Source organism: Micromonospora sp. NPDC005173 (assembly GCF_040608515.1).
Taxonomy (GTDB): domain Bacteria; phylum Actinomycetota; class Actinomycetes; order Mycobacteriales; family Micromonosporaceae; genus Micromonospora.
The window spans coordinates 35,987-48,661 of record NZ_JBEXIK010000002.1 but is presented as its reverse complement, the minus strand read 5'-3'; the positions used below and the strand labels follow the sequence as shown (position 1 = coordinate 48,661).

8 protein-coding genes and 2 pseudogenes are annotated in these 12,675 nt (G+C 74.6%); 7 read left to right on the top strand and 3 right to left on the bottom strand.

The genetic code is table 11. From position 1 onward, the window contains the following. Window positions 1-39: 39 nt before the first annotated feature. Window positions 40-1,737 (bottom strand): DEAD/DEAH box helicase, encoded by a 1,698-nt coding sequence (locus tag ABZV00_RS03210; protein WP_355601423.1) that lies wholly within the window; start codon window positions 1,735-1,737, stop codon window positions 40-42. A gap of 318 nt (window positions 1,738-2,055) precedes the next feature. On the opposite strand from ABZV00_RS03210, the gene ABZV00_RS03205 reads away from it, so the two are divergent. Then, entirely contained in the window at window positions 2,056-2,706 is a 651-nt protein-coding gene (locus ABZV00_RS03205; protein WP_355601421.1) for a ferritin-like fold-containing protein, read from the top strand. A gap of 75 nt (window positions 2,707-2,781) precedes the next feature. Here the strand turns inward: ABZV00_RS03205 and ABZV00_RS03200 are convergent, their stop codons facing one another. Beyond that, window positions 2,782-3,009 carry a DUF3107 domain-containing protein gene (locus ABZV00_RS03200; protein WP_030329796.1) on the bottom strand — a complete coding sequence of 76 codons (228 nt, stop codon included), beginning with the start codon at window positions 3,007-3,009 and terminating at the stop codon, window positions 2,782-2,784. Window positions 3,010-3,073: 64 nt separating this feature from the next. Beyond that, window positions 3,074-3,712, bottom strand: a complete 639-nt coding sequence (locus tag ABZV00_RS03195; RefSeq protein WP_328420650.1) for a TetR/AcrR family transcriptional regulator — start codon at window positions 3,710-3,712, stop codon at window positions 3,074-3,076. Window positions 3,713-6,249: 2,537 nt separating this feature from the next. Between ABZV00_RS03195 and ABZV00_RS03190 the strand changes: the two are divergent. The 6 genes and pseudogenes from ABZV00_RS03190 to ABZV00_RS03165 all read left to right on the top strand — a co-directional run. Then, window positions 6,250-7,560: pseudogene (locus ABZV00_RS03190) on the top strand (hypothetical protein); the annotation flags it as partial. A 23-nt stretch (window positions 7,561-7,583) separates the two neighbouring features. Beyond that, complete coding sequence (locus ABZV00_RS03185; RefSeq protein ID WP_355601419.1) at window positions 7,584-8,558, top strand: alpha/beta hydrolase; 975 nt, start codon at window positions 7,584-7,586, stop codon at window positions 8,556-8,558. A gap of 5 nt (window positions 8,559-8,563) precedes the next feature. Next, complete coding sequence (locus ABZV00_RS03180) at window positions 8,564-9,427, top strand: DUF3152 domain-containing protein (protein ID WP_355601417.1); 864 nt, start codon at window positions 8,564-8,566, stop codon at window positions 9,425-9,427. 185 nt (window positions 9,428-9,612) lie between these two features. Beyond that, entirely contained in the window at window positions 9,613-10,353 is a 741-nt protein-coding gene (locus ABZV00_RS03175; RefSeq protein ID WP_355601415.1) for a DUF3152 domain-containing protein, read from the top strand. A gap of 55 nt (window positions 10,354-10,408) precedes the next feature. Then, window positions 10,409-11,657 (top strand): annotated as a pseudogene (moeZ, locus tag ABZV00_RS03170) (adenylyltransferase/sulfurtransferase MoeZ). 127 nt (window positions 11,658-11,784) lie between these two features. Continuing rightward, a complete protein-coding gene (locus tag ABZV00_RS03165; RefSeq protein WP_355602004.1) occupies window positions 11,785-12,672 on the top strand; it encodes a prenyltransferase/squalene oxidase repeat-containing protein in 888 nt (295 codons plus the stop codon). The last annotated feature ends 3 nt before the right edge of the window (window positions 12,673-12,675 follow it).

Below are 12,675 nucleotides of genomic sequence, written 5' to 3'. Positions count from 1 at the left end.
GCGCGGGGCGGTGCGGGGGATGTCGGGTGTGGCTGTGGGTCAGTCCGCGGTCGCCTCGGCCGGCGTACCCGCGCCGGAACCGCCACCACGGCGACGCCGGCGGCGACGCGGCTTCGACGGCTCACCGTCGGCGCTGGCGGCTGGCTCGGCCGGAGCCACCTCGGTGGAGATCACCGCGGTCGGCTCGCCCGCAACCGCCTCGCCGGCCCGGCGGCGACGCCGGCGGCGCGGGGTACGGGTGCCCTCCTCGTCGGCGGCGGCGTCCGCGGGTGCCTCGGCGGCCGGCGTGCCGGCGTCGGTGCGGTCCCGGCGGTCATCGCCCCGGCCGCGACGCTCGCCCCGGCCCTCGCTCCTGCCCTCGCCGCGGCTCTCACCGCGTCGGGAGCCCCGGCCACCGCTGTCGCCCCGGCGGGAACGCGTCCCGCCCAGGTCCTCCTCGATCTCGGCCGAGAGCCCGGCCCTGGTCCGCTCCGCAGTGGGCAGGGTGCCGGCGACACTGGTAGAGATGTGCAGGTCGGTGTAGAGGTGCGGAGACGTGTGGTACGTCTCCGGCGGCTCCGGCATCTCCAGACCCAGGGTCTTGTCGATGATCCGCCAGCGCGGCATGTCGTCCCAGTCGACGAAGGTCACCGCGACACCGGTCGCGCCAGCCCGGCCGGTGCGGCCGATCCGGTGGGTGTAGGTGTCCTGATCTTCCGGGCAGTCGTAGTTGATCACGTGGGTGACGCCGGTGACGTCCAGCCCGCGGGCTGCCACGTCGGTGGCGACCAGGATGTCGATCTTTCCGGCCCGGAACGCCCGCAGCGCCCGCTCGCGGGCACCCTGGCCGAGGTCACCGTGCACCGCGGCGACCGCGAACCCGCGGAAGTCGAGGTCCTCGGCGACCCGGTCGGCGGCCCGCTTGGTGCGAGTGAAGATCATGGTCAGCCCGCGCCCCTCGGCCTGGAGGATCCGGGCCACGATCTCGACCTTGTTCATCGAGTGGGTGCGGTAGACCAGTTGCTGGGTCTGCGGCGACGGGCCGGTCTCGGCGGTGTGGCCGGCGTGGATCGTCATCGGCTGGCGCAGGAAGCGCCGGGACAGGGTGACGATCGGGTCCGGCATGGTTGCCGAGAAGAGCATGGTCTGCCGATCCTCCGGCAGCATCGCCAGGATCTTCTCGACGTCGTCGAGGAAGCCCAGGTCGAGCATCCGGTCGGCCTCGTCGAGCACCAGCGCGTGTACGCGGTCCAGTCGCAGGTGCTTCTGCTTGGCCAGGTCGAGCAGCCGGCCGGGGGTGCCGACCAGGACCTCGACGCCCTTGCGCAGCGCGTCGATCTGCGGCTCGTACGCCACGCCGCCATAGATCGGCAGCACCCGGACGCCCCGCGTCCGGCCGGCGGCGGCCAGGTCCTTGGCGACCTGGATGCCCAGCTCACGGGTGGGGACGACGACCAGTGCCTGCGGCACGCCGTCGCTGCCCTCGTTCGGCGCGAAGACCCGCTCCAATAGCGGTACGCCGAAGCCGAGGGTCTTGCCGGTGCCGGTGGGCGCCTGGCCGATCAGGTCGACGCCACGGAGCGCGATCGGGATCGCGTACTCCTGGATGGCGAAGGCGCGGGTGATGCCGGCCGCGGCCAGCGCCTCGACGGTCTCTTCGCGGGCGCCGAGTGCGGCGAAGGTGGGAGCCTCGGGTCGAACCGGGGCGGTGGGGGCCAGTTCCTGGCCGTCCATCAGATCTTGAGTCAGCTCGCTCATATGGATTTGGGGGTGCCCTCTCGTGGGTGCGCCCCATCATGTCCTCAGGGCGCTGTCGGTATGACGCGGGCCACACGGTCGGGGGCAGACTGCCGAGCCGGACCGGGCCGCACGCGCGCCGCGGGCTGAGCTTCGATCAGATCGGCGCCCACGGCAACTGCTCTATGCTACCTGAACAGGCAGGCACCCGTCCCGATTCCCCGTCGGGCACCCGCCACGCGGGGGCATGAGATGTGACCTGCGTCACACGGTGGGTCGATGTCTGGGTCGTACCACGTGCGGGCCACACCACCGGGCCGCGCACGGTAACCTGCGCTCGTGTCCGCGCCGACCACCCCCGGTCCCGCCGTCGCCGACCTGCTGGGCCTGGTCGCCTTCGGTGAGTTGCTCGCCTTCGAACGGATGGCCGGCGACGCCCGGCTCGCGCCCGACCTGCGCCGCCGCGCCGCACTGAGCGAGATGGCCGCGGCCGAGATCGCCAACTACCGCCGGCTCGCCGACCGACTCACCGCGCTGGGCGTGCCGCCCGAGGACGCGATGGCGCCCTACCTGCGGCCGTTGCAGGCGTACCACGACTCGACCGAGCCGCGGGACTGGGCGGAGGTGGTGACCAAGGCGTACGTCGGCGACGCCATCACCGACGACTTCGTCCGGGAGACCGCCGACGCGCTGGACGAGCCCGACCGGCAGTTGGTGCTGGATGTGCTGCACGACTCCCGGTACGCGGAGTTCGCCGCCGCCGAGATCCGGGTGGCGGTCGCCGCCGACCCCCGGGTGGCCGACCGGCTCTCCATGTGGGCCCGGCGGCTGGTCGGCGAGGCGCTGTCCCAGGCCGGCCGGGTCGCCGCCGAACGGGCCGCGCTCACCACGCTGATCGCGCAGGGCGACCGGGTCGACGTGCCGGGGCTGTTCCGGCGGCTCACCGCCGCGCATACCGCTCGGATGGCCGCCGTCGGGCTCAACAACTGACCACCCGGGCCGCCGGGTGCGGTGCCGGCCCGCGGCAGGTGGGCCAGCGCCGACCTGCCGCGACGGCCGAACCGGTCAGCGGACGGTGAAACCGACCGCCCGGGGCGACGCTTCGGCGATCTCGACGTACGCGACCTTCTCGACCGGCACGATGACCCGCCGGCCCTTCTCGTCGGTCAGGGAGAGCGTGCCGCCGTTGCCGGCGAAGGCGTCGGTCACGATCTGCTCGATCTCGGCCGGCGACTGCGCGCTGTCCAGAACCAGCTCGCGCGGCGCGTACTGCACGCCGATCTTGACCTCCACTGTGCCTCCTCAACTGGGGCGAAAGAACCGCCCTGCGAAGGCTATCCGATCACGGGGGCAGTGGTCAGGCTGACTCACCTTGCAGCGGGAAGCTCGCGATGCCCCGCCAGGACAACGCGGCCACCAACGCCTCGGCCTCGGCCTTCGGCACCTGCCGGCCGCCGGCCAGCCAGAACTGCGCCGCCGTCTCGGCCGCACCGACCAGCCCGGAGGCGAGCAGCTCGGCGTGCGCCCGGCTCACCCCGGTGTCGGAGATGATGGTGTCGGTGATCGCGGCGATGCAGCCCTGCTCGACCCGCTCGACGCGTTGCCGCACCGCTGGGTCGTTGCGCAGGTCCGACTCGAAGACGAGCCGGAACGCCTCGCTCTCGTGATCGACGAAGTCGAAGTACGCCCGCACCGACGCGCCGACCCGCTCCTTGTTGTCGTTGGTGCCGCGCATCGCGTCGTGCACCTTGGCGACGATGGCGTCACAGTGCGTGTCCAGCAGAGCCAGGTAGAGGTCCATCTTTCCCGGGAAGTGCTGATAGAGCACCGGCTTGGAGACCCCGGCCCGCTCGGCGATGTCGTCCATCGCGGCGGCGTGGTAGCCCTGCGCGACGAAAACCTCCTGCGCCGCCGCCAGCAACTGCTTGCGGCGCGCGGAACGAGGCAGGCGGGTGGGCCTGCCGGCGGTCTGCGCACCGTTGCCCGCAGCGGTCATGGGTTCCTCCGAGTTCTGCGTACGAGCCGGCATTTTCCCCCCAGACCGGGCGAAGCCCGTGACCCGCGTCGTGGAAATGGCCCGCCGCTGTAACTTATCGCCACTGTCACCACACGGTAGCCTCAGCGAGGGCGACCAAGGAGCGCGCGGTGAGTGAAACAGGGCAACCCGGAGTCCCCACCCCGGGAGAGCACGGCGACGGAGCGGGTCAGCACGACGACCCGGGCCGTCCCGTCAGCGGGTGGGCGCCCTCGGCGGGCGGATGGTCCCGCGCTGCCGAGCACGAGGGTGCCCAGGAGCAGACACCGCGTTGGCAGCCCGACCCCGCGTCCGGTTGGCGCACCTCTTCCTCGCGACACGGCGACCTGCCGCCACCTGTGTCCGGTCTGCCCGACGACCTCCAGCCGCCGGCCCGGGTCAACGGCCACCACGCCAACGGCGTCCGCCACGCAGGCACCGAGGCCAACGGCGTCCGCCGCCCCGGTGCCGAGGCCAATGGTGTCCGCCACCCTGGCGCCGAGCCCTCGGCGGGCCGGCCCGCGCCGGTGAGCGCGCCGCCCGGGTTGACCGCCGAGGACCGGCCCGACCAGGCCGGCGACCGGCTGGTGGTGCCCGCCCAGCGTCCCGCACCGCCGCCGGAGCAGGGGACCGGCGAGCCCGACACCGGCCCCGCCCCGCACTCCACTGCAGACCCGGCCGGCGGCCACAGCGCCCGCTGGGCCGAGCCCGGTCTGCCGACCTCGGCGCCGCCGGCTGTCCAGGTGCCGCCCGTCGGCACCGCCGCCTCGGGCTTCGAGGTCCCGCCCGGCTTCCACGCGCCCACCGCCGAGCGGCTGGCCACCGACGAACCGCCGGCCGCGCCGCGCGGCTGGCGGGATCCGCTCACCCCGGACGCGTCGGCTGAGCCGGGACGCACCCCGGACGGGGCCGGGCACGCCGAGGACTCCGATCCGGGTCGCGCCGCCAGGGGCGACCGCGGCGGGGACGTGCCCCGGGCCGGTGAGCCTCCGACCATCGAGCCGGACTGGTCCGGGCCGAGCTGGAACCGCCCGAGCTGGGGCAGCGGCTGGGCCCCGCCCTGGTCGCGGCAGGATGGCGAGCCGGTTGGCCGCCCGGCCCGGGACGAGCCCGCGCCGGGCCTGGTCGCCGAGCCCAACCGGCCGTACGAGCCGGCGCGCGTGGAGTCACCCCGCCCCTACGAGCCCGTACGCGTCGACCCGCCGCGCGGGCGCGACATCGCCCGAGACGAACCTGAGCCCGAGGCGTCGCCGGAGCGGGTCGCCAAGCGCGGCCCGGCCGATCGCCCCTCCTGGGCGGGCGGACGCCCTGCGACGAGCCCTACCAGCACAGCCCCGAATTCGTCGTCCGAGGCCGGCCCGGCGGACCGGCCTTCCTGGGCGGGCGGGCCGACAGCCGAGCCGACCAGCGCGCCGCCGACGGACCGCCCGTCCTGGGCCGGTTCGGCGCCGACCGCTGTCCCGCCGGCCGATCGGTCGCTCCGAGCCGGCGGCGAGGACCCGACACCGACCAGCGGGCCACCGGTGCCGCGGGCTGCGCCGCCCGCCACCGATCGCCCCTCCTGGGCCGGCGGTCCCGCTCCGATCAGCGGCCCACCGGCCGATCGCCCCTCCTGGGCCGGCGGGTCCGCTCCGACCAGTGGCCCACCGGCCGATCGCCCCTCCTGGGCCGGCGGGTCCGCTCCGACCAGTGGCCCACCGGCCGAGCGGCCCTCCCGGGCCGATTCCGCGCCGAGCAGTGCCGCACGCGCCGATCGGCCGTCCTGGGCCGGCGGCCCGGACCCGGCGCCCACCAGCGGCGCGCCGTCCCCGCCGTCCTGGGCCGGTCCGGCCCCGACCAGTGCCCCGCCGCCCGGCCGGCCGTCCTGGGCCGGCGGTTCGGACCCGACGCCGGCCAGCGCCCGGCCGTCGCGCCCGTCCTTGACTGGCGAATCAGCCCCGACTGGCGGGTCGACCCCGGCCAGTGGCCCGCCAGCCCGGGCCGGCGACCCTGCGCCCACCAGTGCGCCCCCTGTCCAGCGGCCGTCCTGGGCCGACCCTGCGCAGACCGAAGCACCGCCACCGGCGCCGCCCGAGGCGTCGGCCGGACCACCTCCGGTGCTGGCCGACGCGCCACCGGCCCCGGCCGGACCGGCGCTGCTGAGGGAGCGGCCCTCCTGGGCCGGCGGGTCGCCGACGGCCCCGACGACCCCGACCCCGACGACCCCGACGCGGGCCGAGCGACCCGACTGGTCCGAGGGACGCATTCCGGCTGGCACCCCGACCGAGCGCCCTTCCTGGCCGGTCAGTCGGTCGGCGAGCACGCCCCGCGCGTACGGCGCGGATGAGCCGTCCGGCCCGCTCCGGCCCGAAGCCCGGCCGGCCGCACCGTTCCGGCTCCGGTCGGAGACTCCTGAGCCGCCCCTGCCGTCCCCGGTCGAGCCGTCCCCTTCAGCTCCCTCGGCGACCGGCACGTCACCAGCAGCCATCCCGCCGACCTCGACCGGTGTCGCCCCTGCCACGAGCGGGCCCGGGCGCCGCGACCGGACCTCACCCGCGCCCGCCCCGACGAGCGCCCCTCCCTACGCGGCTCGCCGATCCGCCCCCGACTCGGCGTCGCCGACCGAACCGGCCGACGACGGTCGGTCGCCGGATCCGACGTTGGCGGTGCTGCCGCAGCGCGTCCCTGCGGAACCGGACGTGCCCGTCGTGCCGGAGCCGCCAGCCGTGGAGCCACCCGCAGAAACCCCTGAGCTCGCCCGCATCGCCACCCACCTGCGCCGCGACGACGAACCCGCACCGCTGCGGGAGCGCCCCGAGGGGTTCGACGTCAACGCCATCCTGGACGCCGTTCGGGAGGTGGCCGGCGTACGCGACGCGGCGCTGCGCCGTACCCCGGCCGGCGCGCACAGTCTCCGCCTGGACCTGTCCGACGGCGCCGACCCGGCCGAGGTGAGCCGACAGGTGGCCCGGCTGCTTCAGGAGCGGATGGGGCTGGCCGCCGCACCGCAGAACCTGCCCGGCCCGCCGACCACGCCGGTCCCGCCGGTCCGCCGTCGGGCTGTCGAGCCCCGGGCCGCCGAGCGGCGTACCCCGGAGCCCCGGAGCGCCGACCCCCGGAGCGCCGAGCCGCGCGACGCCGGTGCGGAACTCCGTACCGGCGAGGTGCTGCCCACCGGGTCGCCCACGGTCGGTCGGCCGTCGGGTGGTCGGGTCGAGGCCACGCCCGTAGGCCCTGAGCAGGAGGTCGGGGCGGACGGCTCGCGTCGGCGTCGGCCGAGCGCCCCGCACCGGGGTCGCGCCACGGTGGAGGAGCCGGGCTCGGTCTCGGCCGCGCCCGCTGGCGCGGCAACCGGCAGTCCGGCGACGGCCGGTACGTCGTACTCCGGTGGTCAGGTGACCACGACGGAGTCGGCACCGTCCCGACCGCTGGACACCGGCGGCGCGCCGGGGCCGCGGGTGGTGATCGACCATGTGCAGGTCAGCACCTTCGGCCTGGACGCGAACGTGGAGGTCCGGCTGCTGGCCGGCGGCGAGAGTGCCGCCGGGTACGCCACCGGGCCGGCGGTCGACGGCTACGTGCTGCGGCTCTGCGCGGTCGCTGCGGCCGCCGCCGTGGACGAGTTGCTGCGTGGCGCCGAGAACGCCGAGCGGGGGCGCTGCTTCGTCGAGCACGCGGCGGTGGTGCCGTTCGGCAACTGCGAGGTGGCCACCGTGGTGGTGCTGCTGGTCTGTGACGGCTGGGTCGAGCAGCTCGCCGGCTCGGCCCTGGTCGCCGGTGACCCGCGCCAGGCGGTGGTCCGTGCGACGCTGGCGGCGGTCAACCGAAGGCTGGAAGCGCTGCTGTCCTGAGTGGTCCAGGGCAGACTGGAGCGATGAAGCGCGCCACCCTCTGGCCGGACCATCTCCTTCCCGAGGACCGGGTCCCGCCGCCGTGGCCGGGTCGGGAGGTCCGCCTCGACGGCGTGGTCACGTACGTGCGGGACACCCCGGCCACCGCCGTCGGCGCGGAGCCGGCGCTGTACGTGCACGGGCTGGGCGGCTCGTCGCAGAACTGGACCGACCTGGCCGGGCTGCTCGCCGACCGGCTGGACGGCCAGGCCATCGACCTGCCCGGGTTCGGCCGCAGCGAGCCGGGCCGCCGCTACACCATTCCGGCCTTCGCCGATCTGGTGGTCCGCTGGATCGAGCACTCCGGTCGAGGGCCGGTGCACCTGTTCGGCAACTCCCTGGGCGGTGCGGTCGCGGTCCAGGTGGCCGGGCTCCGGCCCGACCTGGTCCGCACCCTCACCCTGATCTCTCCTGCGCTGCCGTTCCTGGATTTCCGTCGTTCGTTGCAGGGGCGGATGCTGCCGGTGCTGGCCATCCCCGGGGGTGAACGGTTGGTCGCCTGGCGGCTCACCCAGCTCGCCCCCGAGGTCATGGCTGAGCAGGTCCTGGAGGCCTGCGTCGCCGACCTCAGCCGGATCTGCGAGCAGCGTCGTGCCGAGGCGCTGGAGGAGATCCTGGTGCGCTACGAGGCGGAGCACTACGCCTCTGCGTACGTCCGGACGTTCCGCGGGTTGGTCTCCAGCTTCCTGCGGTCGTACCTGCCGGGGCCGGGCTCGCTGTGGCGGCTCGCCGCGGCGGTGCGCGCGCCGACCCTGGTGGTGGGTGGCCGGCAGGACCGGCTGGTCGACGTGCGGGTCGCGCCGCAGACCGCCCGGACCATCCCGGACAGCCGGCTGCTGATGCTCGACGGCGTCGGCCACGTGGCGCAACTGGAGGTGCCCCGACTGGTGGCCCGGGCGGTTGTCGGCCTGCTCGCCGAAACGGAGGAGACCGCCCGGCGGCCTGATCTGGCAGGCTGAACCGGGTGCCCACCCCCGCCCGCCGCCCCGGTCACCGTCAGCGGCGATTCGCGTTGATCGCCCAACTGGTGGCCGTGGTGCTGGCCGTCGGCGCGGCGGTTTCCGTGATCGCCGAAGGGCCGGGCGGGCACCCCGGCGCCGAGCGGCTGGCCGCTGAGGAGATCCGCACACCGTCGCCGGCCGCACCACCTCCCCTGCTGGCGGCGCCGCTGCGGCCGTCGGCCGACCCGTCGCCTGCCGGGCCGCCGAGCCCCTCCCCGGTGCTGCGACTGTCCGGGGCGGTGCCGACCGCCGGCACCGGCCGGTTCGGTTACGACGACCGCGCCGGCCCGGTGCTGGGCCGCGCGGGCGAGCTGCGGCGCTATCGGGTGGCGGTCGAGTCGGGCAGTGGCGAGGACGCCGCCGCGTTCGGGGAGGCGGTCCAGACGGCGCTCGCCGGGCCGGGCAGTTGGGTCGACAGCGGCCGGCTGCGGTTGCAGCAGGTGCCCGGGGCCTCACCCCGGGACTTCACCGTCTACCTGGCCACTGCCCGTACGGCTGGCCGGATGTGCGCCGACGGTGGGGTGGACATCCGGGTCGGCGGCCGGCCGTACACGTCCTGCCGGACGCCGGGCAGGGTGATCATCAATCTGGATCGGTGGCGGCTGTCCGTGCCGCACTACGTCCAGGCCGGTGTGCCGCTCGCGGTCTACCGGACGTACGTGGTCAACCACGAGGTGGGCCACCAGTTGGGGCACCGGCACGAGCGCTGCCCGGGCTCCGGTCGGCCGGCGCCGGTGATGATGCAGCAGACCCTCTTTCTGCACGGGTGCCGGGTCAATCCGTGGCCGTACCTGGACGGTCGCCGCTACGCCGGTCCTCCGCTCTGAGCGCCTCCACGGCACCTAATCGACGCCTTTATAAGGTGTCTTGCGTTATTAGCGGTGAAAGCGGAGAAATGCCCGATTAATCTGGCAGGCTGGACGTCATGACGCCGTCGTCCCCTTACGGCCCGCCCGAATCGCCCGGCCGACCGGCGTACCGGGCGTCGGACGCGCGGCCTGCACTGTTCCGGATGCGCCGGCGACGCCGCCGCAGTCTGCTGCTCGGTCTGGTGGTCGTGCTCGCCGTCGGCGCCGGAGTGACGCTGACGTGGGGCGGCGAACCGCCAGCCGAGGCGCCCGCCGCCACCCAGGGCCGGGTGGGTCACGGCGGGGGAGTGGGCGCGCACCCGGCGCCCACCAGTTACCCGTCGGTCGGCGCGGGACGGTTCACCGTGGCTGACGGTGAGACCCCGGTGCACGGCGAGGACGGGCCGCTGCGCCGTTACCGGGTCGTGGTCGAGCACGGCACCGGCCAGGACGCTGACGCCTTCGCCGGCACGGTGGACGAGGCGCTGACCGACTCGCGCAGCTGGATCGCCTCCGGTGAGGTGCGCGTGCAGCGGGTGGCCGATGCGGGGGTCGCCGACTTCACGATCTACCTGGCCACCCCGGTCACCTCCGAGCAGATGTGCGCCGAGGGCGGGCTGACCACCGAGCGGTACACCTCCTGCCGGCTCCCCGGCCAGGTCATCATCAATCTGGCCCGCTGGATGGAGGCGGTCCCCGACTACGGCGCGCCGCTGGAGACGTACCGCACCTACGTGATCAACCACGAGGTGGGCCACGAGTTCGGTGAGGAGCACGAGGCCTGCCCGGGCCCCGGCCAGCCGGCGCCGGTGATGCAGCAGCAGACGTACGGCCTGGAGGGCTGCGTCGCCAACGCCTGGCCCTACCTCGACGGCCGTCGGTACGCGGGGGACCTCGTCCCCTGATCGATGGGTCCGTCGGTTATTCCCCTCCCGCATTGCGGGCCACGTGTCCTCCCTCATGGCCGAGCGGTGCCCCGGCGAGCAACAATGGCGCGGTTCACACCGCCGATCCCGGGGAGTCCACCGTGTCGTTGCCCCCGCTCGTCGAGCCCGCCGCCGAGCTGACCGTTGACGAGATCCGCCGCTACTCCCGCCACCTGATCATCCCGGACGTCGGGGTGACCGGGCAGAAGCGGTTGAAGAACGCCCGGGTGCTCTGTGTCGGCGCCGGTGGCCTCGGCTCGCCCGCCCTGATGTACCTCGCCGCGGCCGGGGTCGGCACGCTCGGCATCATCGACTTCGACACCGTCGACGAGTCCAACCTCCAGCGCCAGATCATCCACGGCGTGTCCGACGTCGGCCGGTCCAAGGCCGAGTCCGCCGCCGCCTCGATCCGCGAGATCAACCCGCTGGTCAACGTGGAGATCCACAACACCGCGCTGGACCGGGAGAACGTCCGCGAGATCTTCGCCCAGTACGACCTGATCGTCGACGGCACCGACAACTTCGCCACCCGGTACATGGTCAACGACGCGGCGGTGCTGCTCGGCAAGCCGTACGTCTGGGGCTCGATCTACCGCTTCGACGGCCAGGCGTCGGTGTTCTGGGCCGAGCACGGCCCCTGCTACCGGTGCCTCTACCCGGAGCCGCCGCCGCCCGGCATGGTCCCGTCCTGCGCCGAGGGCGGCGTGCTCGGTGTGCTCTGCGCGTCGATCGGCTCGATCCAGGTGAACGAGGCGATCAAGCTGCTCACCGGCATCGGTGAGCCGCTGGTCGGCCGGCTGATGGTCTACGACGCCCTGGAGATGGAGTACCGCAAGATCAAGGTTCGCAAGGACCCGAACTGCGCACTCTGCGGCGAGAACCCGACGGTCACCGACCTGTTGGAGGACTACGAGGACTTCTGCGGCGCTGTCTCCGACGAGGCCCAGGAGGCGGTGGTCGACTCGACCATCACCGCGTTGGAGCTCAAGGAGTGGCAGGACGCCGACAAGGACATCTTCCTGGTCGACGTCCGGGAGCCGGCCGAGTACGAGATCGTCCGGATCCCCGGCGCCACCCTGATCCCCAAGGGCGACATCATCTCGGGCGAGGCGCTGGCCCAGCTGCCGCAGGACCGGCAGATCGTGCTGCACTGCAAGTCCGGTGTCCGCTCCGCGGAGGCGCTCGCCGCGCTCAAGGCGGCCGGGTTCCGCGACGCCGTGCACGTGCAGGGCGGCGTGCTCTCCTGGATCAAGCAGATCGACCCCTCGCTGCCCGCGTACTGACCGGCCGGCCGGGGCGGCGCACACCGCCGCCCCGGCTCCGGCGTGGCCCGGCCGGCGCCGTCCGCCGGCGAATCGACGCAAGTGACCCCGAGCAGCCCTCCGAGCGGAGCGACGCAGCCATTCCCGGCTGGCCGATTCCCCGAGGCGGAATCGTGTCTGCGCAGGTAGCGTCTCCGCCGTGGTCGACTTGGAAGCCGCGATCGGGTTCGTCGTGGCGCACGGAGATGCGGTCGAACGTGCCCGCCTCTCCTGGCTGCTCAACGGCACGCCGGTGCCCGCCGAGCTGCTGGAGACGGTCGAGGTCGCCCCGGCTCCCGACGGCGGCTGGCCGGCGACCTGGGGCGGCGAGATGGCCTCGATCGACGCCACCTGCTTCCGGCTCGCCGAGCTGGACGACCTGGGGGCGCTCGGCCGTCCCGCCGCGCGCCGGGCGCTGGACTGGCTGGCGTCCCGGCAGCAGCCCGACGGGGGCTGGGAGGAGGACCCCTCGCTGGCCGGGTCGGCTCCGGAGTGGGCCCGCCCCGGCGACCCGGAGGCGGGGCTCTTCCTCACCGCCAACGCCGGCTTCTGGCTCACCGTCGCCGGCCTGGACGCCCGTGCCGCCGGTCCGCTCGATCACCGGGTCGGCGGGGCGTACGCCGGGGTGGTGCAGGGGGCGGCCCAGTCGATCGCCAAGCGGCTGCGCCCCGACGGCAGTTGGCCGTCCTTCCTGGCCGCCGGTTGGCTGAGCGCGGCGGTGCTGCACCGGCAGGACATGTTCCAGGAGTCGGCGCGGATCCAGGTGGTGCTCGCCGAGCGGATGCCCGGGATGTCACCGGGGGACGTGGCCTGGCTGGCGGCCACGCTGCGCCGGGTCGGCATCGACCCGCAGGACTGGATCATGGTGCGGGCGCTTCGCCGGCTGGCCGAGACCCAGCGCAGCGACGGCGGCTGGGAGAGCGACGACGGGCACCAGTTCGACGTGCACTCGACCCTCTCCGCCATCCGGGCCTGCCGGCCGGCGCCGGCCGGCTGAGGC

What these genes read in the sequence shown, in the direction of transcription:
- ABZV00_RS03210 (WP_355601423.1), bottom strand. Translation starts at nt 1,737, where the DNA reads ATGAGCGAGCTGACTCAAGATCTGATGGACGGCCAGGAACTGGCCCCC.
- ABZV00_RS03195 (WP_328420650.1), bottom strand. Translation starts at nt 3,712, where the DNA reads ATGACCGCTGCGGGCAACGGTGCGCAGACCGCCGGCAGGCCCACCCGC.
- ABZV00_RS03185 (WP_355601419.1), top strand. Translation starts at nt 7,584, where the DNA reads ATGAAGCGCGCCACCCTCTGGCCGGACCATCTCCTTCCCGAGGACCGG.
- ABZV00_RS03175 (WP_355601415.1), top strand. Translation starts at nt 9,613, where the DNA reads ATGCGCCGGCGACGCCGCCGCAGTCTGCTGCTCGGTCTGGTGGTCGTG.